This window comes from Microbacterium sp. 71-36 (assembly GCF_001898305.1).
In the GTDB taxonomy this organism is placed as follows: domain Bacteria; phylum Actinomycetota; class Actinomycetes; order Actinomycetales; family Microbacteriaceae; genus Microbacterium.
Window position 1 is genome coordinate 30,152 of sequence record NZ_MKTP01000002.1, and the last position, 24,605, is coordinate 54,756.

Sequence of the window (24,605 nt, forward strand, 5' to 3'; positions counted from 1 at the left end):
AATGACCCCCGATTCCCCCGTCCCCTACCGCCTCACACGTGTGGGTGTGGTGATGACCCCCGAACCCGGCAACGCCGACGAAGCCGAGGGCGTCCTCAACCCGGCCTCGGGCCGCGGCCCGGACGGCGAGCTGTACCTGCTGCCGCGCCTCGTGGCCGAGGGCAACGTCTCGCGCGTGGGCCTCGCCCGCGTCGTCGTCGAGGACGGTGTGCCCGTCGCCGTCGAACGCGAGGGCGTGGTGCTCCAACCCGACCGTGGCTGGGAGCGCGGTGCCGAGAACGCCGGAACCGAAGACCCGCGCACGACCTGGATCGAAGCCCTGGGCCTGCACGTCATGACGTACGTCGCCTATGGCCCGCTGGGGCCGCGCACCGCCGTCGCCGTCTCGGAGGACCTGCGCGACTGGCGGCGTCTCGGACCCGTGCTGTTCCGTTACCAGGACGACCTCGACATGGACCTGAACCTGTTCCACAACAAGGACACGGTCTTCTTCCCCGAGACGGTCACGGCCCCCGACGGCAGCGAGGCGTTCGCCGTGCTGCACCGACCCATGTGGGACCTCGGCGAGACCAAGCCCGGGCAGGGCGTGCGGGTGCCGGCCGGCGTCGAGGACGAGCGGCAGTCCATCTGGATCAGCTACGTGCCCGTGGCATCCGTCCGCGAGGACCTCGCGAACCTCGCGCTGTGGGAGCAGCACCGGTTCGTCGCGGGCCCGGCGTTCCCGTTCGAGGCCGTGAAGATCGGCGGAGGACCGCCGCCGCTGCGCATCCCCGAGGGGTGGCTCGTGCTGCACCACGGCGTGACCGGCGTGATCGACAGCGCGTTCTCGCAGCAGCAGAAGGTCAACTACGCCGCGGGTGCGTTGATCCTGGATGCCGATGACCCCAGCCGCGTGATCGCGCGGACGCCCGAGCCGCTGCTGGCCCCCGAGACCGACGACGAGCGCAGCGGCATCGTGCCGAACGTCGTCTTCCCGACCGCGATCGAGGAGATCGACGGCCGCCACTTCGTGTTCTACGGCATGGCCGACTCGAAGATCGGCGTCGCCCTGCTCGAGCGCACCGACTGAGCGTCGCGTCGCGTCCGGCGCCGCGACGGCCCGGGCGCGGCGCGGTCACGACTCCTGCGGGACTGCCATCACCGCCGCCCTCGGGCGACCGGCGGGCGGTTTCGCAGGGGTTGCGCCCCACCCCCATCGAAAGGATCCCCCATGAACGCACGATGGAGTGCACGCGGCCTGGCCCTCGCGGGCGCGGTCGCCCTGGCGGTGCCGCTGAGCGCTGCGCCGGCGTCGGCGCTGGCCCCGGCGCAGACCGCTCCGGCCGCGGCCGCGACGACCTCGCCGCTGACGAACCTCGACCACCTCGACTTCCTCCTCGGTTCGCCGACGCCGGCCGGCGTCGAAGGACACACCACCTACCGCCTCGCCGAGGAGCCGACGCTCCTCGCGCCGTGGACCTACGCCGACGCCCGCGACGGCGGGACGTTCGAGCGCATCGGCGGCGGCACCCTCGACCCCGCGACCGGTGACTGGAGTCAGGGTGCGTACAACGCCGACGACACCACCCGCGCCGCCGTCGTCTACCTGCGCCACTGGCAGCAGACCGGTGACACCGACAGCCGGCACAAGGCGTACGAACTGCTGCGCACGGTGGCGTACCACCAGACCACGGACGGTCCCGACGCGGGCAACGTCGTGCTGTGGATGCAGCCGGACGGCGAGCTGAACCCCTCCGCCGAGCCGGTGGAGCTGCCCGACCCGTCCGACTCCGGCCCGAGCTACTGGCTCGCCCGCACGGTGTGGGCGCTCGGCGAGGGCTACGCGGCGTTCGCCGACGACGACCCCGACTTCGCCGCGTTCCTCCAGGAGCGCCTGGCGCTGTCGCGCGGCGCGATCGAGCGCGACGTCCTCTCGAAGTACGGCCAGTACGTCGAGTCGGACGGCAAGAGGGTGCCCGCGTGGCTCATCGTGGACGGGGCGGATGCCTCGGCCGAGGCGATCCTCGGACTCACCGCCGCTGTGCGGGCGGGGGATGACTCCTCGACCACCGCGGCACGGGAGCTCGCCGAGGGCGTGGCGGCCATGGCATCCGGGTCCTCGCGCGAATGGCCCTACGGCGCCGTGCTCCCGTGGGCGCAGTCGCCGGCGATGTGGCACGCGTGGGGCTCGCAGATGCCCGCGGCGCTCGCCGTGGCCGCCGACGTGCTCGACGACCCTGCGCTCGCCGATCCGGCGATCGCCGACGCCACCGGTTTCACCACGACGCTGCTGACGGCGGGCGGTCCGGACAACGGCTGGTTCCCGAGCCCCACCGACCGCGTGCAGATCGCCTACGGGGCCGACTCGCGCGTGCAGTCGCTCGTGGCGCTCGCCGACACGACCGGGTCTTCGGCGTTCGCTGATCTCGCCGGCATCCAGGCCGCCTGGTTCTTCGGCGGCAACCACGCCGGTGCGCGCATGTACGACCCCGCGACGGGCGTGACGTTCGACGGGCTGCAGCCCGACGGCACGGTCAACCGCAACAGCGGCGCCGAGTCGACGATGCACGGACTGCTCACCGCCCTCGCGCTCGACGCGCACCCGACGATCGCCGCGCGGGCCACGGCGCTCACCTCGGTCACCGATCGCGTCGGCCTCACGTTCGTGCAGGCGGAGGATGCCACGTCCACCGACGGCACCGTGTCGACGCCGGCGTCGTGGACCGGGGAGTCGAGCTGGTCGGGCGACGCCCTCACGCTGAAGGCCGGGCAGAGCGCTGCGTGGGACATCGGTTCCGCCGACACGAAGCGCTGGGTCGAGCCGGTCGTGTTCACGCGGCCGGGGGAGCAGTCGTTCTCGCGCTGGCGCGGGAACGGTGTGCTGAAGATCACCGGCCCCGCGCAGGGCATCTCCCCGACGCCCGGTGCGCTGCTGCCGCACGCGCTCACCGCGGCGGTGTCGGAGCGCCAGACCGAGCTGAACGTCACCGCGCAGCGCGGCGACCTGGTGCTCGACGGGCTCATCGTGCGGCCATTCGTGTCGCGCCTGGTGCTGGAAGGTGCCGGGGGCCGTAGCGAACTCGTGCAGTCGAGCGCGCCGGGCGCGCAGCGGACGACCGTCTCCGGGGGCGGAACCGTCCGCGTCTACGACGCCCGCGGCACGCTGCTGCGCACGAGCGCGTTCGACGGCGAGATCACGGTGCTCCTGCCGTCGGGCGGGTTCGCGGTCGCGGAGCGCTGATACTCCGGTGGCGCCGACCTTCCTCGGTTCGGCGCCGCCGTGGCATCCGTGATGCGGGGTTCGGGGCGTGATTCCCCGTTCGGGGCGTGAGATCCGCGCCCCGGACGGAGGAATCCGCCCCGAACCGGGATGCCACGACCCGGATGCCTCAGTGCGGGGCGTGGATCGCCTCCACCACCGCCTGCACGTGCCGTCGGCGCACCGCGGCCGGGCCCACGGTCAGCGACACCGTCCAGGGTGGGAGGTCGTCGGCGACGGGGCGGACGCGACAGCCGGATGTCGGCACGACGTCGGGGATCACGGCGACACCGAGTCCGGCGGCGACGTACTCCGGGACGGCGGCGAGCTCGCCGACCTCCGCCATGACGTGGCGCGTCACCCCGCGGCGCGCGAGTTCGCCGTCGAGTTGCACGCGGTTGCCGAAACCGGGGAGCACGTCGATCCAGTCGTCGCCCGCGAGCTCCGCCAGGGCGATCGGGCGGTCGTCCGGGGCGAGCGGGTGCGTCTCGGGCAGGACGGCGACGTAGGGGAAGGAGGCCAGAGGTCGCGACACGGCACCGGATGCCGGGGGTAGAGCCGTCAGCGCGAGATCGAGACGATCGCGGTCGAGGTCGTCGAACAGCCCGAGCGACCCCGTGGCCGAGACCGTGACCCGCACGTCGATGAGCGGGTGCGAGCGGCGGAGGCGCGCGAGGACTTCGGGGAGGTCGAGGACCCGCAGCCCCGCGAACGTGCCGATGCGCACGAGTCCGCGGACGCCGGTGCCGGACTCGGATGCCACGCCGCGCAGCGCGTCGACGTCGGCCAGGAGTGCGCGGGCGTACGGGAGGAGCGCCTCGCCCGCCGCCGTCAACCGCACGGACTTCGTCGAACGTTCGAACAAGCGCACCCCGAGGTCACGCTCGAGGCTCGCGAGGCCCGCGGACACGGTCGACTGTGCCGCGAACAGGCGGGCGGCGGCGGCGGTGACGTTGCGTTCGGACGCGACGGTCACGAAGTACTCGAGGAGGCGTGTCTCCATGCGGTGATAATAGACTCAATCGATCACTCTGATCGAAAACGTTCGTTTCCCTCGATGCGATAGGCGGAGCATCCTGGGGTCATGACTTCCTCCATCGCCCTTCCGGTGGCCGCCCCGGCGGCCTCCGCGCGTCTCTCGCACCGGACCGGGTTCTGGGTCACGGCCGCCACGTTCCTCGCGCTCATGGCCTTCAACACGGTGCCGACGCCGCTCTACGCGCTGTACCAGGCGCGGGACGGCTTCCCCACGTTCCTCCTCACCGTGATGTTCGCCGCGTACTCGATTGGCGTCATGGTGTCGTTGTATCTGGCCGGGCACCTCAGCGACCGTCTCGGTCGCCGCCCGCTCATCCTCGCGGCCACGGTGCTCGAGATCGTCGCGGCCCTGGTGTTCGTGCTGCGTGCCGACGTCGGAAGCGTCATCGCCGCGCGCCTCGTCGCGGGGCTGGGCATCGGTCTCCTGACCGCCTCGGCCACCGCGCACCTCGCCGATCTGCGCCGCGTGTCGCACCCGGCATCCCCGACGTTCGCCGCGACGATCGCCGGGGTGGCCAACATGGGCGGGCTCGCCCTCGGCCCCCTGGTCGGGGGACTCTACGCCGAGTTCAGCCCGGCACCCCTCGTCCTGCCGTACGTCGTGTTCCTCGTCGGCTTCCTCGCGCTGGGCTCTGCCTACGCCTTCGTCCCCGAGACCGTCGAGGTCGACCGGACGTACCGCTATCGGCCGCAGCGGGTGCGGATCCCCGCCGACGCCCGGCGCGCGTACTGGGCCGCGGGAACCGCCGCCTTCGCGGCCTTCGCCGTGACGGGACTGTTCGGCTCGGTCGCCCCGACGTTCCTCGCCGGCCGGCTCGGCGTCACGGATCACCTCGTCGCCGGGGCCGTGTCGTTCTCGGTGTTCGGTGCCGCCGCGGTGGCACAGGTCGTCTTCGCCGGCCGTTCCACCCGCACGCAGCTGCGCCTCGGTCTCGTGGCGATGATCGTCGGACTCGTCACGCTGGGCGCGGCGGACCTCTCGACCTCCGGCATCCTCTTCGTGATCGGCGGGATCGTCGCGGGCGCCGGTGTCGGCCTCCTCTTCCGCGGGGCGCTCGCCACGGCCGGGTCGCTCGCCGACCCCCGCACCCGCGGCGAGATCACGTCGGGCGTCTTCCTCCTCGCCTTCGCCGGGATGACCGTGCCTCCGCTGGCCGTCGGCGTGGCGCTCCTGGTCTTCCCGCTGGTGCCGGTGTTCCTCGGCTTCGTGGTGCTGGTGCTGGCCCTGTCGGTCTGGGGCGGCCTGGTGATCCTCCGCGAGACCGCGCGGATCGCCTGACGTCGCGGTCGGGTCGGCGTCCACCCCGTCCCGCCCCGTCCCCGCCCCGCCCCGCCCCGCCCCGCTGAGTGTCCAAGACACGCGGATGCCGCACGGCCCGGTCCGCGTGTCTTGGACACCGAACCTCCGCGGGCGCCACGCCCGCGCCCGAGGTCGCGGCGCCGCCCCACCCTCGTGTCCGATTTCCGCCGGTGCATGTCGGTGGTCGATGGCAGGGTGGATGCCATGACCCTCAACGCCGCCGTCGCTCGGGGCTTCGACGAGCGCTATCGCGTGATCCAGTCGCGCGATCGGCGCTTCGACGGGCAGTTCGTCACGGCGGTGCGCTCGACCGGGATCTACTGCCGTCCGAGCTGTCCCGCGCGCACGCCGAAAGAGGCGAACGTGACGTTCTACGCCACGTCGGCGGCGGCGCACGAGGCGGGCTACCGCGCATGCAAGCGCTGCCTGCCCGAGGCCGCGCCGGGGTCCCCGGCGTGGGACGTCCGCGGCGATGTCGCCGCCCGCGCGATGCGCCTCATCGCCGACGGCGTCGTCGACCGCGAGGGCGTGCCGGGCCTGGCCCGGCGGCTCGGGTACTCCTCCCGTCACCTCGGGCGACTGCTCACGGCCGAACTCGGCGCAGGTCCCCTCGCCCTCGCGCGGGCGCAACGCGCCCACACGGCCCGCGCGCTGCTCGTGGGCACCGACCTCTCGGCATCCGATGTCGCGTTCTCGGCCGGCTTCTCGAGCGTGCGGCAGTTCACCGAGACGATCGGTGAGGTCTTCGGGATGTCGCCGACGGCGCTGCGCGCACGGAGGTCGCGCGCCGCGGGTGCCGTCCCGGTCGGCGAGATCGATCTCGCACTCCCCGCCCGCGGCCCCATCGACACGGTCGGGCTCCTCGGCTGGATGCGTGCGCACGCGATCCCCGGTGTCGAGGTCGGCGGCGACACGTCCTTCGCGCGCGTCATCCGGATGCCGGGCGGACCGGCGTGGTTCGAAGTGCGCCGCGATGCCGATTCGCGTCTACGCCTGCGCGCGCGCCTCACGGCCCTCGCCGACCTCGGCACCCTGATCGCGCGCGTCCGGCGTCTGTTCGACCTCGACGCCGACCCGCTCGCGGTCGACGAGGCGCTCGTCCGGCATCCCGAGCTCGCCCCGGCGGTCGCCGCGATCCCGGGGGTGCGGGTGCCGGGGGCGATGGATGCCGCCGAGATGCTGCTGCGCGCGATGATCGGGCAGCAGATCAGCGTGGCCTCGGCGCGCACCATGCAAGGACGACTGTCGGCCGAGCTCGGTGAGCGCACCGACGTCGGCGGCATCCCGCTGACGCTCTTCCCCGATCCCGCGGTCATCGCCGAGCGCGGCTTCGACGTGCTCCGCGGACCCGAAGCACGCCGCCGCGCGATCGTCGAGGCCGCCGCGGCCCTCGCCGACGGCTCGTTGTCGCTCGGACCGGGCGACGACGGCGTCGAGCAACGCGCGCGGCTGCTGGCGATGCGCGGGATCGGACCGTGGACCGCCGACTACGTGCGGATGCGCGTGCTCGGCGACCCCGACGTCCTGCTCCCCGGCGACGTCGCCGCGCGCGCCGGTGCCGCCGCGTTGGGGCTGCCGTCCGATCCCGCGGGGTTCACTCGGTGGTCCGAGCGCGCGGCTCCCTGGCGCAGCTACGCCATGGCCCACTACTGGTACGCCGCCCCCGTGACGCGGGCGTGGCGCACCCCGACCCCCTCGACCGAAAGCGAGCCCGCCCCGTGACCACCGCGACCCTTCAGTTCGTCGACACCCCCGACGGCCCCTTCGCGATCCTCGCCGACGACACCGACCGCGTGCTCGTCGCCGGATGGACCGATCAGGTGGATGCCGTGCTCGCGCGGCTCCGCCCGGCCCACCGCCCTGCGGAGGTCATGCCGGGCGAGACGGGGGCTGCCGCCGCCGTCGCGGCGTACTACGACGGCGACCTCGCCGCGATCGACGACGTCGAGGTCGTGCAGTTCGGCACGCCGCTGCAGCAGCGCGGATGGGCGGCTCTGCGGACCATCCGCCCGGGGGAGCCGCTCACCTACACCGGGTTCGCGACCGCTCTGGGGTCTCCCGCGGCGGTGCGGGCGGCGGCATCCATCTGCGCCCGGAACGCTCCGGCGCTGTTCGTCCCGTGCCACCGCGTGCTGCGCGGCGACGGCACGATGGGCGGCTTCGCGTGGGGCGTCGATGTGAAGCGCCGGTTGCTGGAGCGCGAAGCCGCGGCCTGACCCGCTCTCGCGCGGCGCACGCTCAGCGATTCGCGCATCTTCAGCCGGATCGGGCGGATGCCGCTGAGTTTGCGCAGATCGCCGAGGTTGCGCGGCGCGCGCGGTGCCCGCCGCCCCTACCGAATCCATCCTTGCCCCCGGTCGACTCGCGGGCATATCCTGAAAAGCTGCCGCGCCCCCGGCGGCTGTGCACCGACCGAGGAGGATGCCATGGACCAGATCGACTTCCCCGTCGTGCGTGCCGCCTTCTCCGTCGCCGCGCGCCTCGCGCGTCGCCCGTAGCGCTCCGACCGCTCCCGCGTCGCACGTTCCGGTGGCTCTCCACCGGACCCCCTGGCATCCCCCCTTCCCGCGCCACACTCCGGCGCGTCGCTTCGACCCCACGAGGATCATGACCACCGCAGAAAACCGCCCTCAGCTGTCGACGCTCCGTTCCCTCGCGCGGCTTCTGCCCATCGCGCGGCCCGTGCTTCCCCGGCTCGTGCTCGGTGCCGTCAGCGCTCTCGGCGCGAGCGTCCTCGCGCTCGCCATCCCGCTCGTGCTCGAGCAGATCGTCGCCGGTCCCATCGGCTCGGGCGACCCGGCCCAACTGGCGTGGGGTGCCGTCCTCATCCTCGCCCTGGGGCTCGCCGAGGCGGGCATGGTGTGGTTGCGGCGCTGGTTCGTCCTGGCGCCCGCGACCCGCGTCGAGTACGACCTGCGCCAGTCGTTCTACTCCCGCCTGCAGCGCCTTCCGGTCGCGTTCCACGATCGCTGGCAGTCGGGTCAGCTGCTCTCGCGCATGATGCAGGACATCAGCATGCTGCGCCGCTGGCTCGCGTTCGGTCTCATCCTGCTGATCGTCAACATCCTCACGATCGCGATCGGTGCGGTGCTGCTGTTCCGCTGGCACTGGCTGCTCGGGACGCTGTTCCTCGTCGCCTCCGCGCCCCTCTGGTACGCCGGTTACCGCTTCGAGAAGCGCTACGGCGCCCTCACCCGGCAGAGCCAGGACCAGGCGGGAGACCTGGCGACCTCCGTCGAGGAGAGCGTGCACGGCATCCGCGTCCTCAAAGCCTTCGGGCGCGGCAAGCACGCGCTGCAGAAGTTCACGCGGCAGGCCGAGTCCCTCCGCGAGACCGAGCTCGGCAAGGCGCGCGCCGTCGGCTGGATCTGGTTCTGGCTCGTGCTGCTCCCCGACATCGCGTTCGCGGTGTGCCTGGGCGCGGGCATCGTGCTCACGCAGCTCGGCCAGCTGCAGGTCGCCGAGCTCGTGGCGTTCTTCGCGATGGCCACCGTGCTGCGCTGGCCGATGGAATCGATCGGCTTCCTCTTCTCGTTCCTGCTTGACGCGCGCACCGCGACCGACCGCATCTTCGAAGTGTTCGACGAGCAGAACACGATCGTCGACCCGGCCGAACCCCGCACGATCTCGGTGCCCCGCGGTGAGCTCGTGCTCGAGGGCGTGCACTTCCGGTACCAGGATGCCGCGGACTCCGAGCCCGACCTCCTCGACGGCGTCGACCTGACGCTGCGGCCGGGGGAGACGATGGCTCTCGTGGGTCTGACCGGTTCGGGCAAGACCACGCTGACGACCCTGCCCGGACGCCTGTACGACGTCACCGGCGGCCGCGTGCTGCTCGACGGCGTCGATGTGCGCGACCTGCGCTTGTCGGAGCTGCGGCGCCACGTCGGCATGGCCTTCGAGGATGCCACGCTGTTCTCGCAGACCGTCCGTGCCAACGTCCTGCTCGGCCGGGAAGACCTCGAACCGGGGTCGCCCGAAGCCGAAGCGGTGCTCACCGAGGCGCTGCAGGTCGCGCAGGCGCACTTCGTCCACGACCTCCCCGACGGGCTCGACACCGTGATCGGCGAGGAGGGGCTGAGCCTGTCCGGCGGACAGCGTCAGCGACTCGCGCTCGCGCGTGCGGTCGCGGCGCGGCCCGCCGTGCTCGTGCTCGACGACCCGCTGTCCGCGCTGGACGTCGACACCGAGGCCCTCGTGGAGGACGCGCTGCGCGAGGTGCTGAGCGAGACCACCGCGCTCGTCGTCGCGCACCGCCCGTCGACGGTGACGCTCGCCGACCGGGTCGCCCTGCTGCAGGACGGCCGCATCACCGCGGTCGGTACCCACTCCGACCTGCTGCGCGAGAGCGAGGCGTACCGGCACGTCATCTCGAGCCTGGAAGAGGCGGAGGCCGAGCGCGAGGCGCAGACCGGTGCGATCCCCGTGATCCGCTCCGGCGCGAGTGCCGAGGCATCCACCGACGAAACCCAGCCCGCGAAGGAGGCGACCCGATGAGCGCGACCACCGTCACCGGGACGAGCGGCGAGGACCGCTCGGACTACACGCGCGAAGAGAGCCGCGCGATCCGCCGGCGTTCGCTGCGGCTCCTCGGCTCGCTCGTGTCGCCGCTGCGCTGGCGGCTCGTCCTGGCCGCGGCCGTGCTCGTGGTCTCGACGGCGCTGCGCGTCGCCGGGCCCGCGCTGATCGCGATCGGCATCGACACCGCGCTGCCCGCGGTGATCCAGAACAACGACTGGATGCCGACCATCCTCGTCGTCGCGATCTACCTCACCGCCGGCATCGGCGGGGCGGTGCTGATCGGCTGGTACGTCGTGGTGGCGGCGCGGTTGACGCAGGCGATCATGCTCGATCTGCGCAAGCGCATCTTCCTCCACACCCAGCGCCTGAGCCTGGAGTTCCACGAGTCGTACACGTCCGGCCGCATCATCTCGCGCCAGACGAGCGACCTCGACACGATCCGCGAGCTCCTCGACGGTGGGCTCAACGAGCTCGTGTCGGGGGTGCTGTACGGGTTGTTCACGCTCGCGGCGCTGTATCTCCTCGACTGGCAGTCGGGTCTCGTGCTGACGGTGATGGGCATCCCGCTGTACCTGCTGATGCGGTGGTTCTACCGCCGTTCGCAGGTCGTGTACCGGGAGTCGCGCGTCGTCAGCGCGCAGGTGATCGTGAAGTTCGTCGAGACCATGACCGGCATCCGCGCGGTGAAGGCGTTCCGGAAGGAGCCCCGCAACGACGAGGAGTTCGGTGACCTCGCCGGCCAGTACCGCGACGTCAACATGCGCTCGATCCGGCTGTTCGGAACGTTCGAGCCGGCGTTGATGGCCGTGGCATCCGTCTCGGTCGCCCTCGTGCTGCTGTGGGGCGGCGGCCGCGTGATCGGCGGTGCGCTGGAGATCGGTGTGCTGGCGGCGGCGGTGCTGTACGTCCGGAACTTCTTCGCCCCGCTGCAGGAGGTCGCGTTCTTCCTGAACTCGTACCAGTCGGCGACGGCGGCGCTCGAGAAGGTGTCCGGTGTCCTGGAGGAGGAGCCCACGGTCCCCGACCCGGTCGACCCCGTCGACCTGTGGAGTGCCCGCGGGCACGTGCGCTTCGACGAGGTGACCTTCGGATACTCCGAGGGGCGCGTCATCCTGCCGCACTTCTCGCTCGACATCCCGGCGGGGCAGACGATCGCGCTCGTGGGGACGACGGGCGCGGGCAAGACGACGCTCGCGAAGCTCATCTCGCGGTTCTACGACCCGAGCAAGGGCGCCGTGACGCTCGACGACGTCGACCTGCGGCGCCTGCACCCCAAGGATCTGCGGCGCGCGATCGTCATGGTGACGCAGGAGGCGTACCTGTTCAGCGGGACGGTGGCCGACAACATCGCCCTCGGCAAGCCCGACGCGACGATGGACGAGATCCGCGCGGCCGCGCGGGCCGTGGGCGCCGACGGCTTCATCGAGAAGCTGCCCGACGGGTACGAGACCGACGTCAACAAGCGCGGCGGGCGTGTGTCGGCGGGTCAGCGACAGCTGATCTCGTTCGCGCGTGCGTTCCTCGCCGACCCCGCGGTGCTGATCCTCGACGAGGCGACCGCGTCGCTCGACATCCCCAGCGAGCGGCTCATCCAGGACGCCCTGCAGACGCTGCTCGCCGACCGCACGGCGATCATCATCGCCCACCGCCTGTCGACGGTGGCGATCGCCGATCGCGTACTCGTCATGGAGCACGGGCGCATCATCGAGGACGACAGCCCGGAGGCGCTCATCGCCGGAACGGGCAAGTTCGCGCAGTTGCACGCGTCGTGGCGGCAGTCGCTCGTCTGACCGAGCGGGAGGGATGCCACGGCCTCGGGGTCGTGGCATCCCTCCGCTTCTTCTGCGCGGCGTGCCGAGCGGACGGGTGACTGTGCGGGGCGCACGGGTGATTCGACTGACGGCACCCGGCGCGGCATGTATACGTTGGGCGGGCTGGTCGACCCGAAGGCCAGTCCGACGCGCTCGGGCCGCGCGTCGAGGGGAGGCGGACCCGCCGGGCGAGTTCCAGCCGTGACGATCGGCCGGGGCCGCCTCCCCTCCACTTCGCGGCGAGAAGGGTGGCGATCAGCGGGAAGGGCGTCGCTCCGAATCACCCGTCAATCGGGCGATATCGCCCTCAGACGCGGACGCGGGCGACGGTCTCGCCGTACTCGGTCTCTCCGACGGGCTCGAAGCCGGCGCGGAGGAAGAAGGCCTCGGGACCGCCGACGCCGGGTTCGTAGATGACATCGACGTGGTCCATGCCGCGGCGACGTGCCTCGTCGAGGAGCTGCCCCAGCGCGAACCGGCCGACGCCGCGGCCCTGGTCGTCGGCGTCGACGTTGATGCGCCACAGCACCGAGCGGAAGTGCTCCTCGTGCGCCTCGGGGTCGAAGTTCGCGCTCACGAAGCCGACCACTTCGTCGCCGTCGAGCACGACGCGCTGCCACGAGGTCTGCGGATCCATCACCGTGGCGGCGATGCCGTAGCTGACCGGAGCGAGGAACTGCTCCTGCCCGGGCTTCAGCGACAGGTTGTTCACCGCCACGATCGTGGCGGCGGAGAGTTCGACGAGACGAAGGTCGGCCATGCGCCCAGGCTATCCGCCCCGCCGATACTCGCAACATTCCGGATGCCGTCGCGTCGGCGACCACTCGATAAACGCGATCCGCGACCAGAAACGCCACGTCCCGCCGTGTCTCGTCGCCGATGGCGTTTATCGGTGTGCGGAACGCGGACCCGCGGGCCGCGAACTATCTCGATATCAAGAGACTTTGCGTCGGTGCGATAGGCTGAACAGCAACCCTGGCCGCCTCTACGGAGAGATTCGACGTGCCCGATTCCACCATCATCTACACGTACACCGACGAGGCGCCGGCGCTTGCTACGGCGTCGTTCCTGCCCATCGTGCAGGCCGTCACGACGCAGGCGGGTGTCCACGTCGAGACCCGCGACATCTCGCTCGCCGGCCGCATCCTCGCCGCCTTCCCGCAGCGTCTCACCCCCGAGCAGCACGTGGGCGACGCCCTCGCCGAGCTCGGCGGTCTCGCGACGCTCCCCGAGGCGAACATCATCAAGCTGCCCAACATCTCGGCGTCCGTCCCGCAGCTCAAGGCCGCGATCGCCGAGCTGCAGGCCCAGGGCTACGACATCCCCGACTACCCCGACGACGCGACGAGCGTCGAAGACAAGGACGTGCGGGCGCGCTACGACCGCATCAAGGGCTCCGCGGTGAACCCGGTGCTCCGCGAGGGCAACAGCGACCGACGTGCCCCGCTCGCGGTGAAGAACTACGCCAAGAAGCACCCGCACCGCAACAAGCCGTTCGCCGACGGCTCGAAGACGCGCGTCGCGACCATGGGCCACGACGACTTCAAGAGCAACGAGAAGTCGTGGGTCGCCGCCCATGACGACGTGCTCACCATCCGGCACACCGCCGAAGACGGCACGGTCACGGTCTTCAAGGACAACCTGAAGGTCCTGCCGCGCGAGATCGTGGATGCCACCTTCCTCTCGGCCGCTGCCCTCGACGCGTTCCTCGCCGAGACCGTCGCGCAGGCCAAGGCCGATGACGTGCTGTTCTCGGTGCACCTCAAGGCCACGATGATGAAGGTCAGCGACCCGATCATCTTCGGCCACGTCGTGAAGGCGTACTTCGCCGATGTGTTCGCGCAGTACGGCGACAAGATCGCGGCGGCGGGTCTGAACCCGAACAACGGCCTCGGCGGCATCCTGTCGGGCCTCGGCTCGGTCGAGGGCGGCGACGAGATCGCCGCGGCGTTCGAGAAGGCCGTCGACACCGCCGCGCGCGTGTCGTACGTCAACTCCGACAAGGGCATCACGAACCTGCACGTCCCCTCCGACGTGATCGTGGATGCCTCGATGCCCGCGCTCATCCGCAACGGCGGCAAGCTCTGGGGCGTCGACGGGGGAGAGGACGACACGCTCGCCGTGATCCCCGACTCCTCGTACGCCGGGGTGTACCAGGCCGTGATCGACGACGTGATCGCCAACGGTCCCCTCAACCCCGCGACCATCGGCACCGTCCCGAACGTCGGCCTCATGGCGCAGGCGGCCGAGGAGTACGGCAGCCACGACAAGACGTTCGAGATCGCCGCGGCCGGCCGCGTCGAGGTCGTCGACGGCGACGGCAACGTCGTCATCGAGCACGACGTGCAGCCCGGTGACATCTGGCGCGCGACGCAGACGAAGTACGTCGCGATCGTCGACTGGGTGAACCTCGCCGTGCGTCGCGCCCGCGCCACGGGCGTCCCGGCCGTGTTCTGGCTCGACGTGAACCGCGCCCACGACGCGCAGATCATCGCGAAGGTCTACCAGGCGCTGGCCACGATCGACACCCACGGCCTCGAGCTCCTGATCCTGCCTCCGGCCGAGGCCACGCGCTACACGCTCGCGCGTCTGCGTCACGGCCTCGACACCATCTCGGTGACCGGCAACGTGCTGCGCGACTACCTCACCGACCTGTTCCCGATCCTCGAGGTCGGCACGAGCGCCAAGATGCTCTCGATCGTGCCGCTGCTCGCCGGCGGTGGACTGTTCGAGACGGGTGCCGGCGGCTCCGCCCCCAAGCACGTGCAGCAGCTCCTCGAAGAGGACTACCTGCGCTGGGACTCGCTGGGCGAGTTCTTCGCCCTCGCCGCTTCGCTCGAGCACTACGCCGGCTTCACCGGCAACGCCCGCGCGCAGGTGCTGGCCGACACGCTGGACGCCGCGACCGGCACGTTCCTCGAGAACGACAAGTCGCCCGGCCGCGCGCTCGGCACGATCGACAACCGTGGCAGCCACTTCTACCTCGCCCTGTACTGGGCGCAGGAGCTGGCGCAGCAGACGACGGATGCCGACCTCGCCGCGGTCTTCGCGCCGGTGGCCGAGGCCCTCGCCGCGAACGAGTCCACCATCGTCGAGGAACTCCTCGCCGTGCAGGGCCACCCGGCCGACATCGGCGGCTACTACCGCCCCGACTCCGCGCTGGTCGAGAAGGTCATGCGTCCCTCGGCGACGCTGAACGGGATCGTCGACGCCCTGCGCTGATCGACCGACCCGAGAGGGGCGGATGCCACACGGCATCCGCCCCTCTCTTCTTCTGCGCGCACAGCTCCTGCGGGACCGGCGCCCGGCGCCTCAGCGGTGCACGACGCCGGAGTTGCGCCGATCGCCGTCGCAGAGACGACGAAGGGGCCGGATGCCATGGCATCCGGCCCCTTCGTGGGTGGCTCAGTAGTGCACCGACACCTCGGTGCCGCGGTAGGCCCAGTCGTACAGCTCTTTGGCCTGCGGAATGGTCATGTTGATGCAGCCGTGGCTCATCGGGGTGCCGAAGTTGTTGTGCCAGTAGGTGCCGTGGAAGCCCTCGTCACCGTTGAAGTACGACACCCAGGGCACGTCCTTGGTGCAGTAGTCGTATCCGGGGACGCAACCCATGTTCTGCATCTCGGTCTTCCAGCCGATGCGGAAGTTACCGGTGTGGGTGGCGTGATCGCCGGCGCCCGACGAGATCGTGTACGTGCGGTACACCTGCCCGTTCTGGTAGAGCGTCGTCGTCTGCGTGCTCAGGTTGACGTCGATGCGGCGCTCGGTCTTGGTCGTCTCGAAGGGCGTCTCGGCGACGGTCAGGGCGAACTTCCCGTTGGCCTGGGCCAGCTGCGCGGCGAAGGCGGCGGCGATACCCGAGGTGTCGCCCAGCGTGCGGCCGGTCTGCCCCTCGGTCAGGGTCTTGATCACCTCGCCGCCGGTGTCGACGATGACGTCGGCGTTGACGGCGCCGCGGTCGATCTGGCCCGCGAGCCCGTCGACCACCTTCTGGATGCCGGCCTGATCGGCGGTGAGCGGGAAGTCGCCCTTGCCGTCGGAGGTGACGGTGAGCCACGACGCGGCGGTCGCACGGTCGACGGGCACCGTGCGCTCGTCGCCGATGTAGAAGCCGATCGTGTCGAGGATGCCGTTGAGGGCCGTCACGGCGGTGTCGGCCTTCTCCGTGCTCACGGCGGCGTCGACCGGCACGAGCCCGGCCTTCACCGACGTGGTCGAAGCGCCGGCGTCGAACGCGGACTGGAGCGCCTCGGTGACGGCCGCGACGTCGATGCCCTCACCGGCCTCGGCGGGAGTCGATACATAGGACTGCGAGACGGAGTCGAAGGCGACGGTCGCGTCGACGGGGGCGCGGTAGGTGCCCGGGGCCTTGTCGCGCAGCATCGCCGCGGCGGCAGCGGGGTCGACCTGGACCTCGACACCGGTGCCCGCGGGGAACCACGCCGACGGTTTCCACATCGGGTTGTCGGCGAAGGCCTTCTCGGCGATCGCCGTGGCGTCGACGGTCGCGCCGAGATCGGCGCCGGTGACGGTCACCTCGCCCGCGGGGCTCTCCACGGTCACCTCGGTCGTCGAGAGACGGGCCGAGATCGCCTGTGCCGCGGCTCCCGCGGTGAGGCCGCCGATCTGCACACCGGCCACCGAGGCGCCGGGTGCGATGAGCACGAGCGAGGCCGCGATGAGGGCGACCGCGGTCGCGCCCGCGGGAATGCCGATCCACAATCCCGAGCGGTTCTTCCGCTTGGCGGGCTCGGGCGGAGCCCAGGCGTAGGTGACGCCGTCGGTGCCGTTCGCGCCGTCGGTCATGAGTGAACCCCCCGGGAAAGTCAGTCTTTCCATGGTAGGCGGGCGCCCTTCATCCCAGCCGTGAGGTTTGTCACGTTCTGGTCACGCCGGGGGCGGGCGTCAGGCCGCGAAGACCTTGCCCGGGTTGAGGATGCCGAGCGGATCGAAGACGCGCGCGATGTCGCGTTGCAGACGCCACTGGTCGTCGCCGAGCTCGTCGGCGAGCCAGCGCCGCTTCAACACCCCGATCCCGTGCTCCCCGGTGAGGGTTCCGCCCAGAGCGAGGGCGGCGCGGAACAGGTCTTCGGCTGCGGACCAGACGATCTCGGGAACGTCGGGGCCCTCGAAGACAAAGTTCGGATGGAGGTTGCCGTCACCGGCGTGCGCAACGGTCGGGATCACCAGCGCGTACGCACGTTCGATCCGGGCGATCTCGTCGAACATGGCGGGAAGGGCGCTCCGCGGCACCGACACGTCCTCGATGAGCGTGGTGCCGAGGGTCTCCATCGCGGGGTGGAGGGCGCGGCGCACCGCGAGCAACGCCTCTCCCTCGACGTCGTCGGCGGCCACGGCGACGCGGCCGCCGGCTCCGCGCAGGATCTCCGCGATGGCGTGGGCCTCGTCCGCCGCGGCCGGTCCGTCCGTCTGGATCGTGAGTTGCGCCGCGCCCGCCGGCGGTGCGGCGAGCGACAGCAGACGGTGCACGGCCGCGAGGCTCGTGGCATCCATCAGCTCCATGATCGCGGGCTGGATACCGGATGCGGTCACCGCGGCCGACGCCACCGCCGCGGACCGGACGCCGTCGAACAGCGCCGTGAGGGTCACGCGTTCCCCGGCGACGAGGCGTCGCAGCTTCAGGGTGGCGCCGACGACGACGCCCAGGATCCCCTCGGACCCGATGACGAGCGAGGTCAGGTCGAGTCCGGTGACGCCCTTGACGCTGCGGTGGCCGAGATGGAGGAGGCTGCCGTCGGCCCGCACCAGGTCGACGCCGAGCACCGCGTCGCGCACCACGCCGTACTTCGCGCACAGCAGTCCGCCGGCGCCGGTCGCGATGTTGCCGCCCACGGTCGAGATCGCGCGGCTCGCGGGATCGGGCGCCCACCACACCCCGTGGGGCTCGAGCAGCGCGTTGAGGTCCGCGTTCAGGATGCCGGGCTCCACCACCGCGAGCAGGTCGTCGGGGCGGACCTCGAGGACCCGATCCATGGCGCGCAGCGACAGCGAGATCTCGCCGCCGCCGGTGTTGGCGCCCCCGGCCAGACCCGTGCCCGCGCCGCGGGGCACCACGGGGGTGCGGGTCGCCGTCGCGATCCGGAGGACCGCCTGGACATCGGCGACGGAGGCCGCGTGCACGACCGCGAGGGGAGTGCCGGACGCGGCGTGCCCGGACTTGTCGGCGCGCGCCGCGGTCAGCGCGGCGGGGCTGACGTCGACGCGGTCGCCGAGCTCGGCCCGGAGGAGCGCGACGACGTCGGCGCTCACGCCAGGCGCCGGCGGCCGTTCAACGCGCCGAACGTCACGGCGACGATCGCGAAGATCAGTCCGATCCAGGCCTGGCCCATGCTCCACCAGGCGATCGTCGCAGCGGCGTACACGAACAGTTCGACGATCGCGCGGACGAACGGGTGCACGGCGAGCACGGCGCGAGGTGAGACGAACAGCGCCCACACCAGGATCGCCAGGAGCGGCGCGCCGATGCCGGCGACGATGTTCCAGGGGAACGGCCAGCCGGTGAAGCCCCAGATGGCCAGGGTGACGAACGCGGCGATGCCGCACAGGACGCTGCCGATCTCGACCGCCGTCGGGCGCGGGCGCATGCCGGGGGCGAGGGGCGCCTGCGCGCGGACGTGGGGAGTGTCGGTCACGCCGCCATTTTACGCGGGTGGCGGGCGGCGGCATCCGGGATACCTCGCGGACGAGCGACCCGCCCGGGCGCGTCGCAGGGGAAACCGGGTAGGGTGAGGGCGTCGCGACTGGCGTTGAGGTGGGGAACCACCGGGGAGCGACCGCCTGACGGTATCCGACCGCACGCCTGGGTCGGTGCGGTATCTCCGCGGACTCGCCCGAGCCTGCGGCATCCGGAACCATCGTCAAGGAGATCGCATGACCGATCCGTACTTCAACGCCCCGCTCTCGGAGGTCGACCCCGAGATCGCCCAGGTGCTCGAGCGCGAGCTCGACCGCCAGCGCGGTTACCTCGAGATGATCGCGTCCGAGAACTTCGTCCCCGTCTCGGTCCTGCAGTCGCAGGGTTCCGTGCTGACGAACAAGTACGCCGAGGGCTACCCGGGTCGCCGCTACTACGGCGGCTGCGAAGAGGTCGACGTCGCCGAGGAGCTCGCGATCGAGCGCGCCAAGGCGCTGTTCGGCGCGGCGTTCGCGAACGTCCAGCCGCACTCGGGCGCGTCGGCGAACGCCGCCGTCCTGCACGCGATCGCCCGCCCCGGCGACACCCTGCTCGGCCTCGCCCTCGACCAGGGCGGTCACCTCACCCACGGCATGAAGATCAACTTCTCGGGCCGTCTCTACGACATCGTCGCCTACGGCGTCGACCCCGAGACCTCGATCATCGACATGGACGAGGTGCGCCGCCTCGCTCTCGAGCACAAGCCCAAGGTCATCATCGCCGGCTGGTCCGCGTACCCGCGTCAGCTCGATTTCGCCGCGTTCCGCGCGATCGCCGACGAGGTCGGCGCCCTGCTGTGGGTCGACATGGCGCACTTCGCCGGTCTCGTGGCCGCGGGCGTCCACCCGAGCCCGATCCCGCACGCGCACGTCGTCTCCACCACCGTGCACAAGACGATCGGCGGCCCCCGTTCGGGTCTCATCCTGACCAACGACGCCGACATCGCCAAGAAGATCAACACCGCGGTCTTCCCCGGCCAGCAGGGCGGCCCGCTCATGCACGTCATCGCGGCGAAGGCGACGGCGTTCAAGCTCGCGATGACGCCCGAGTTCAAGGAGCGTCAGGAGCGCACCCTCCGAGGTGCGGCGATCCTCGCCGACCGCCTCACCCAGGACGACGTCAAGAACGCCGGCATCGCCGTGCGCTCGGGCGGCACCGACGTGCACCTCGTGCTCGTCGACCTCCGCGAAGCCGAGATCGACGGCAAGCAGGCCGAAGACCTGCTGCACGACATCCACATCACGGTCAACCGCAACGCCGTTCCCAACGACCCGCGTCCGCCGATGGTCACGTCGGGTCTGCGCATCGGCACCCCGGCCCTCGCGACGCGCGGCTTCGGCGACGCGGAGTTCACGGAGGTCGCCGACATCATCGCGCTCGCGCTGATCCCCGGCGCCGACGTCGAGGCGCTGCGCACCCGCGTGGCCGCGCTCACGGCGGCTTTCCCGCTGTACCCCGACCTGCGGCAGTGACCGTCCGCCGAGACGGGGTCGCGTGCCGCGGCCCCGTCTCGGAGAGCTCCGTCCGCGATAAACGCGATTCGCGGCGAGAAACGGCTTGCCACGTCGTTTCTCGTCGTAGATCGCGTTTATCGGAATGAGGCGCCGACCCACCTCGGCGCCGCACCGACCCACATCACAGAACGAGGGATGCCATGACGGCGACGATTCTCGACGGCAAGGCCGCTGCGGCGGCGATCAAGACCGAGCTCGCCGAGCGGGTCGCGGCCCTGCGCGAGCGCGGGATCGTGCCCGGCATCGCCACCGTGCTCGTCGGCGCCGACCCGGCTTCGCAGCTGTACGTGGGCATGAAGCACAAGCAGTCCGAGGCGATCGGCATGAACTCGATCCAGGTCGAGCTCCCCGCCGAGTCCACGCAGGAGGAGGTCGAGGCGGTCATCGACGGCCTCAACGCCGACCCCGCGTGCCACGGGTACATCGTGCAGCTGCCCCTGCCGAAGCACCTCGACACCGACGCGATCCTCGAGCGCATCGATCCGGCGAAGGATGCCGACGGCCTCCACCCCACGAACCTCGGGCGTCTGGTGCTCAACGTCAACGCCCCCATCACGACGCCGCTGCCGTGCACGCCGCGCGGCGTCATCGAGCTGCTGCTGCGCAACGACTACGACCTGACGGGCAAGGAGGTCGTGGTCGTCGGGCGCGGCGTCACGATCGGCCGCTCGATCGGGCTGCTCCTCACGCGTCGCGAGATCAACGCCACGGTGACGCTCACCCACACCGGCACCGTCGACCTGGCGAAGCACCTGCGCGACGCCGACGTCATCGTGGCCGCGGCCGGCGTGAAGCACATCGTGCGCGCCGAGGACGTCAAGCCCGGAGCGGCGGTGCTCGATGTCGGTGTGACGCGGGAAACGGACCCCGAGACCGGCAAGAACCGCGTCTTCGGTGACGTGCACCCCGACGTCGCCGAGGTCGCCGGCTTCCTCTCGCCGAACCCGGGCGGGGTGGGCCCCATGACGGTCGCGCTGCTGATGACCAACGTCGTCGAGGCCGCGGAGCGCGCCGCGGGTCTGTGATCCGCTGCCGCCGCGTCCCGCGCTCCGGAGTTCTGGTGTCCTCGGGGTGGTGGGTCCGCTCTGGCGGGGGAAACGAGCGGAGTTCTCCGGAGCCCGGCACGATCGCGGACGGTGAACCACCACCCGACGCCGGCTGAACAGACGGAGCGCCGGGCGCAACGGGGAGGCGCCGACCGCGCGGACGTGTCAGAGTTCATTCATGACTGAGTCCGTGCTGAACGATCTCCTCCGCCGCGTCACCGACAGCGGCCTGCTCGACGAGCCGACCATCGACGAGGACACCGTCGTGGGTCTTGCCCACCTGGATGCCGCGGGCGTCGAGGTGGAGGTCGACCTCGATCCCGAGATCGACGACGTCGACGAGCCCGACGTCGACGCGATCATGACGTCGCTGTCGGACATCCTGTCGGTGGGCGAGGACCGCTGGCGGGCGATCGTCGACGAGGTCGCGACCGAGATCGAGGACGCGCTCGAGGACGACGAACTCCCCGCTGATGTCGACCTGCGCACCGATCTCGAGGCCGTGGGCGTCGGCGTCTTCGCGGACGCGATCATCGTGGTGTTCGCCGGGGCGACGGCGTTCCCCGACGCGCTGGTGCACGTGCAGCTGACGCCCGAGCTCGAGGTCGAGGACATCGAGATCGTCGGCGACGACGACGAGGACGATGAGGACGACGACGAGGACTGACTCGTGACGAGAGGGGCCGGACGCGATCGTCCGGCCCCTCTCGCGTGCGGTCAGTAGCTTCCGCGGGTGGTCTCGCCAGGGTGGACGAACCGCGCGGCCAGCGCTTCGGACGCGCGGGCGAGGAGGGCGACGTCGGCGCCGACCGCGACGAAGTCGGCGCCCGCGTCCAGGTAGGCCTCGGCCACCAGCGGGTCGAACGCGTTCACCCCGACCGCGACACCGGCGGCGTGGGCCGCCTCGAACACGCGGTGCACGGCGGCCACCACGTCGGGGTGCGACTGCTGCCCCAGCAGCCCCATCGAGGCCGACAGATCGGAGGGGCCGACGAAGACGGCATCCACCCCCTCGACGGCCGCGATCTCGGCCGCGGCGTCCACCGCTGCCGCGGTCTCGATCTGCACCGTCAGCGAGACGTGCTCCGTGGCCGTGGCGAGGTAGCCGTCGACGCGGTTCCAGCGGGCGCTCCGAGCCAGGGCGCTGCCGACCCCCCTGATCCCCGCGGGCGGGTAGCGGGTCGCGGCGACGGCGGCGCGGGCCTCCGCGGCCGTGGAGATCATGGGCACGATGAGGTTCTGCGCGCCGACGTCGAGCACGCGCTTGATCGTGACCGCGTCGTTCCACGGCACACGCACGACCGGGGTGACGGGGTAGGCCGCGGCGACCTGCACCTGCGCGAGCACGGAGTCGAGCGACGTGGCCGAATGCTCCATGTCGATGAGCAGCCAGTCCAGGCCCGACCCCGCCGCGATCTCGGCGACCGTGGCGCTCGCCGAGCACACCCACATCCCGGCGAGCGGGCGATCGGATGCCGCGAGCGCGGCGCGGAAGGTGGGGGTCAGACGAAGCGACACGTGATGGTTCCCATCGGTCCGAAGTCGCACGACACGTCGTCGCCGCGCGACACCCACATCGGGCGTGTGAACGATCCTGCCAGGATGATCTCGCCCGCCTCCAGGCGCGCGCCGTGCTGGTGGAACTTGTTCGCGAGCCACGCGACGCCGGTCGCGGGATGGCCGAGGACGCCCGCGGCGACCCCGGTCTCCTCGATCTCTCCGTTGCGGCTGAGCACGCCCGGCACCCACCGCAGGTCGATCTCGTCGGGGCGCTTGTGCACATCGCCGAGCACCATCGCGCCGTAGGCGGCGTTGTCGCTGATCGTGTCGACGATCGTGCGGCCCTCGAGCTCGATATGCGAGTTCAGCACCTCCAGCGCCGGCACGGCATAGTCGATCGCGGCGAGGGCGTCCTCGAGCGTGCAGCCGGGGCCTTCGAGCGGCGTCCTCAGCACGAACGCGAGTTCGACCTCGATCCGGACGTTCGAGAAGTGGTCGACCGGGATGTCGTCGCCCGAGCGGTAGACGGTGTCGTCGAACATGACGCCATAGTCGGGTTCGGTGATGCCGGTCGCCTGCTGCATCGCCTTCGACGTCAGGCCGATCTTGCGGCCCACGAGAGTCCGACCCGCCGCGATCTGCGTGTCGCGCCAGCGGCCCTGGATAGCGTAGGAGTCTTCGACCACGGCATCCGGGTACCGCGCGGTGATCCGCGGAATGACCGAGTGCGCGCGGTCGGCCGCGGCGAGCTCGGCCGCGATGGCGTCGATCTGTGCGTCGGTGAGCATGGGTTCTCCTCAGAGCTGATTGCCCAGCTTGAACTCGCCGTCGCGCTCCTCCGGGGCGCGCGTGTAGCTGAAGCCGTCGGCGCCGATCGTCACGGCCATCTCGCTCGCGTCGGTGCGGGCGCGCACCGGCTGCGGGTTGCCGTCGAGGTCGAGCACGAGCGAGCCGTCGGTGTACCAGGACGGCACGACGGGGTTGCCCCACCAGTCGCGGCGCTGGTTGTCGTGCACGTCCCACGTGACCACCGGGTTGTCGGGGTCGCCGGTGTAGTAATCCTGCGTGTACACCTCGACGCGGTGGCCGTCCGGGTCGCGCAGGTACAGGTAGAACGCGTTCGAGACGCCGTGGCGGCCCGGGCCGCGCTCGATGGCATCCGATCGGCGGAGGGCGCCGAGCTTGTCGCAGATCGCCAGGATGTTGTGCTTCTCGTGCGTCGCGAAGCACACGTGGTGCATGCGGGGGCCGTCTCCGCCGGTCATCGCCGTGTCGTGCACGGTGGGCTTGCGGCGCATCCACGCGGCGTAGACGATGCCGTCCTCGTCCTGGATGTCCTCGGTCACGCGGAATCCGAGCGACTGCATGAAGTTCACCGCGCGGGGCACGTCGGGGGTGATCTGGTTGAAGTGGTCGAGGCGCACGAGCTCACCGGGGGAGTACAGGTCGTAGCGCCACGAGAGGCGTTCCTGGTGCTCGGTGTCGAAGAAGAACTCGTACGGGAAGCCGAGGGGGTCGACCACGCGCACCGAGTCGCCGATGCCCTTCGTGAAGCCGTTCGGCTCACGGCGCACGTCGCAGCCGAGCTCGGTGTAGAACGCGACGGCTCTGTCGAGGTCGTCGGCCGAGCGCACGCGGTACGAGAACGCCGCGACCGCGGCGACCGGACCCTGGCGCAGCACGAGGTTGTGGTGGATGAACTCCTCGGTCGATCGGAGGTAGATCGCCTCGTCGTCCTCCTCCGTGATGTGCAGGCCCAGGATGTCGACGTAGAAGACGCGGGATGCCGCGAGGTCGGTGACGACGAGCTCCATGTAGGCGCACCGCAGGATGTCGGGTGCCGGCGACGAGGGGGTGGGGATGGGGTTGTCCGACTCGATCGGCGCCTCCTGCGAGACGAAGAACCCGGAGGAGGTGCGGGTCATCTGGCTGCGGTCGGTCAT

At 71.3% G+C, this 24,605-nt stretch carries 19 protein-coding genes and 1 riboswitch; of the genes, 11 read left to right on the forward strand and 8 right to left on the reverse strand.

Annotated features, from left to right (window positions below; genetic code table 11):
• Position 1 precedes the first annotated feature (1 nt).
• Both BGO45_RS08835 and BGO45_RS08840 read left to right on the forward strand, forming a co-directional pair.
• On the forward strand, positions 2 to 1,069 hold the full coding sequence (locus BGO45_RS08835; protein ID WP_292693034.1) for a glycosidase: 1,068 nt from the start codon (positions 2 to 4) through the stop codon (positions 1,067 to 1,069).
• A 141-nt stretch (positions 1,070 to 1,210) separates the two neighbouring features.
• Complete coding sequence (locus BGO45_RS08840) at positions 1,211 to 3,220, forward strand: hypothetical protein (RefSeq protein WP_292693037.1); 2,010 nt, start codon at positions 1,211 to 1,213, stop codon at positions 3,218 to 3,220.
• A gap of 148 nt (positions 3,221 to 3,368) precedes the next feature.
• On the opposite strand, the gene BGO45_RS08845 is transcribed toward BGO45_RS08840, so the two are convergent.
• Positions 3,369 to 4,241 carry a LysR family transcriptional regulator gene (locus BGO45_RS08845; RefSeq protein WP_292693040.1) on the reverse strand — a complete coding sequence of 291 codons (873 nt, stop codon included), beginning with the start codon at positions 4,239 to 4,241 and terminating at the stop codon, positions 3,369 to 3,371.
• Positions 4,242 to 4,322: 81 nt separating this feature from the next.
• Between BGO45_RS08845 and BGO45_RS08850 the strand changes: the two genes are divergently transcribed.
• The 5 genes from BGO45_RS08850 to BGO45_RS08870 all read left to right on the forward strand — a co-directional run bounded on the left by BGO45_RS08850 (position 4,323) and on the right by BGO45_RS08870 (position 11,887).
• Entirely contained in the window at positions 4,323 to 5,555 is a 1,233-nt protein-coding gene (locus tag BGO45_RS08850) for an MFS transporter (protein WP_292693043.1), read from the forward strand.
• A gap of 225 nt (positions 5,556 to 5,780) precedes the next feature.
• Positions 5,781 to 7,298: an AlkA N-terminal domain-containing protein gene (locus BGO45_RS08855; RefSeq protein ID WP_292693046.1), complete on the forward strand. Its 1,518-nt coding sequence runs from the start codon at positions 5,781 to 5,783 to the stop codon at positions 7,296 to 7,298.
• The gene (locus BGO45_RS08860) at positions 7,295 to 7,792 is read left to right on the forward strand and encodes a methylated-DNA--[protein]-cysteine S-methyltransferase (protein WP_292693049.1); all 498 of its coding nucleotides are present in this window, start codon (positions 7,295 to 7,297) and stop codon (positions 7,790 to 7,792) included. Before BGO45_RS08855 ends, BGO45_RS08860 begins: the two co-directional genes overlap by 4 nt.
• A 391-nt stretch (positions 7,793 to 8,183) precedes the next feature.
• Complete coding sequence (locus BGO45_RS08865) at positions 8,184 to 10,073, forward strand: ABC transporter ATP-binding protein (RefSeq protein ID WP_292693052.1); 1,890 nt, start codon at positions 8,184 to 8,186, stop codon at positions 10,071 to 10,073.
• A complete protein-coding gene (locus tag BGO45_RS08870) occupies positions 10,070 to 11,887 on the forward strand; it encodes an ABC transporter ATP-binding protein (protein WP_292693055.1) in 1,818 nt (605 codons plus the stop codon). Before BGO45_RS08865 ends, BGO45_RS08870 begins: the two co-directional genes overlap by 4 nt.
• 328 nt (positions 11,888 to 12,215) lie before the next feature.
• On the opposite strand, the gene BGO45_RS08875 is transcribed toward BGO45_RS08870, so the two are convergent.
• Positions 12,216 to 12,668, reverse strand: a complete 453-nt coding sequence (locus BGO45_RS08875) for a GNAT family N-acetyltransferase (RefSeq protein WP_076491118.1) — start codon at positions 12,666 to 12,668, stop codon at positions 12,216 to 12,218.
• Between the two features lie 242 nt (positions 12,669 to 12,910).
• Between BGO45_RS08875 and BGO45_RS08880 the strand changes: the two genes are divergently transcribed.
• Positions 12,911 to 15,130: an NADP-dependent isocitrate dehydrogenase gene (locus BGO45_RS08880; RefSeq protein WP_292693058.1), complete on the forward strand. Its 2,220-nt coding sequence runs from the start codon at positions 12,911 to 12,913 to the stop codon at positions 15,128 to 15,130.
• Between the two features lie 183 nt (positions 15,131 to 15,313).
• On the opposite strand, the gene BGO45_RS08885 is transcribed toward BGO45_RS08880, so the two are convergent.
• From BGO45_RS08885 to BGO45_RS08895, 3 genes are all read right to left on the reverse strand, one after another.
• The gene (locus BGO45_RS08885; protein ID WP_292693060.1) at positions 15,314 to 16,714 is read right to left on the reverse strand and encodes a L,D-transpeptidase family protein; all 1,401 of its coding nucleotides are present in this window, start codon (positions 16,712 to 16,714) and stop codon (positions 15,314 to 15,316) included.
• A 99-nt stretch (positions 16,715 to 16,813) separates the two neighbouring features.
• Positions 16,814 to 18,178: an FAD-linked oxidase C-terminal domain-containing protein gene (locus tag BGO45_RS08890; RefSeq protein WP_292693063.1), complete on the reverse strand. Its 1,365-nt coding sequence runs from the start codon at positions 18,176 to 18,178 to the stop codon at positions 16,814 to 16,816.
• Positions 18,175 to 18,561 carry a YrdB family protein gene (locus BGO45_RS08895; RefSeq protein WP_083696525.1) on the reverse strand — a complete coding sequence of 129 codons (387 nt, stop codon included), beginning with the start codon at positions 18,559 to 18,561 and terminating at the stop codon, positions 18,175 to 18,177. The genes BGO45_RS08890 and BGO45_RS08895 overlap by 4 nt, the downstream gene beginning before the upstream one ends.
• Before the next feature lie 94 nt (positions 18,562 to 18,655).
• A riboswitch (ZMP/ZTP riboswitch) is annotated at positions 18,656 to 18,741 on the forward strand.
• Between the two features lie 58 nt (positions 18,742 to 18,799).
• On the opposite strand from BGO45_RS08895, the gene glyA reads away from it, so the two are divergent.
• The 3 genes from glyA to BGO45_RS08910 all read left to right on the forward strand — a co-directional run bounded on the left by glyA (position 18,800) and on the right by BGO45_RS08910 (position 21,829).
• Complete coding sequence (glyA, locus tag BGO45_RS08900; RefSeq protein WP_292693068.1) at positions 18,800 to 20,074, forward strand: serine hydroxymethyltransferase; 1,275 nt, start codon at positions 18,800 to 18,802, stop codon at positions 20,072 to 20,074.
• Positions 20,075 to 20,256: 182 nt separating this feature from the next.
• Entirely contained in the window at positions 20,257 to 21,141 is an 885-nt protein-coding gene (locus BGO45_RS08905) for a bifunctional methylenetetrahydrofolate dehydrogenase/methenyltetrahydrofolate cyclohydrolase (RefSeq protein WP_292693070.1), read from the forward strand.
• Between the two features lie 199 nt (positions 21,142 to 21,340).
• Complete coding sequence (locus BGO45_RS08910; protein ID WP_292693073.1) at positions 21,341 to 21,829, forward strand: cytochrome C5; 489 nt, start codon at positions 21,341 to 21,343, stop codon at positions 21,827 to 21,829.
• Positions 21,830 to 21,879: 50 nt separating this feature from the next.
• On the opposite strand, the gene BGO45_RS08915 is transcribed toward BGO45_RS08910, so the two are convergent.
• Genes BGO45_RS08915 through hpaD form a run of 3 tightly spaced genes read right to left on the reverse strand, consistent with a single transcriptional unit; the run spans position 21,880 to position 24,605 of the window.
• A complete protein-coding gene (locus BGO45_RS08915) occupies positions 21,880 to 22,680 on the reverse strand; it encodes an aldolase/citrate lyase family protein (RefSeq protein ID WP_292693075.1) in 801 nt (266 codons plus the stop codon).
• Positions 22,665 to 23,450, reverse strand: coding sequence for a fumarylacetoacetate hydrolase family protein (locus BGO45_RS08920; RefSeq protein ID WP_292693076.1), 786 nt, complete (start codon positions 23,448 to 23,450; stop codon positions 22,665 to 22,667). Before BGO45_RS08920 ends, BGO45_RS08915 begins: the two co-directional genes overlap by 16 nt.
• A gap of 9 nt (positions 23,451 to 23,459) precedes the next feature.
• The gene (gene hpaD, locus BGO45_RS08925) at positions 23,460 to 24,605 is read right to left on the reverse strand and encodes a 3,4-dihydroxyphenylacetate 2,3-dioxygenase (protein ID WP_076491108.1); all 1,146 of its coding nucleotides are present in this window, start codon (positions 24,603 to 24,605) and stop codon (positions 23,460 to 23,462) included.

Bases quoted from the DNA above. Each gene is read 5' to 3' on its own strand.
- BGO45_RS08835 (WP_292693034.1), top strand. From the start codon at position 2: ATGACCCCCGATTCCCCCGTCCCCTACCGCCTCACACGTGTGGGTGTG.
- BGO45_RS08840 (WP_292693037.1), top strand. From the start codon at position 1,211: ATGAACGCACGATGGAGTGCACGCGGCCTGGCCCTCGCGGGCGCGGTC.
- BGO45_RS08845 (WP_292693040.1), bottom strand. From the start codon at position 4,241: ATGGAGACACGCCTCCTCGAGTACTTCGTGACCGTCGCGTCCGAACGC.
- BGO45_RS08850 (WP_292693043.1), top strand. From the start codon at position 4,323: ATGACTTCCTCCATCGCCCTTCCGGTGGCCGCCCCGGCGGCCTCCGCG.
- BGO45_RS08855 (WP_292693046.1), top strand. From the start codon at position 5,781: ATGACCCTCAACGCCGCCGTCGCTCGGGGCTTCGACGAGCGCTATCGC.
- BGO45_RS08865 (WP_292693052.1), top strand. From the start codon at position 8,184: ATGACCACCGCAGAAAACCGCCCTCAGCTGTCGACGCTCCGTTCCCTC.
- BGO45_RS08870 (WP_292693055.1), top strand. From the start codon at position 10,070: ATGAGCGCGACCACCGTCACCGGGACGAGCGGCGAGGACCGCTCGGAC.
- BGO45_RS08875 (WP_076491118.1), bottom strand. From the start codon at position 12,668: ATGGCCGACCTTCGTCTCGTCGAACTCTCCGCCGCCACGATCGTGGCG.
- BGO45_RS08885 (WP_292693060.1), bottom strand. From the start codon at position 16,714: ATGACCGACGGCGCGAACGGCACCGACGGCGTCACCTACGCCTGGGCT.
- glyA (WP_292693068.1), top strand. From the start codon at position 18,800: ATGACCGATCCGTACTTCAACGCCCCGCTCTCGGAGGTCGACCCCGAG.
- BGO45_RS08905 (WP_292693070.1), top strand. From the start codon at position 20,257: ATGACGGCGACGATTCTCGACGGCAAGGCCGCTGCGGCGGCGATCAAG.
- BGO45_RS08910 (WP_292693073.1), top strand. From the start codon at position 21,341: ATGACTGAGTCCGTGCTGAACGATCTCCTCCGCCGCGTCACCGACAGC.
- BGO45_RS08920 (WP_292693076.1), bottom strand. From the start codon at position 23,450: ATGCTCACCGACGCACAGATCGACGCCATCGCGGCCGAGCTCGCCGCG.
- hpaD (WP_076491108.1), bottom strand. From the start codon at position 24,605: ATGACCGACCGCAGCCAGATGACCCGCACCTCCTCCGGGTTCTTCGTC.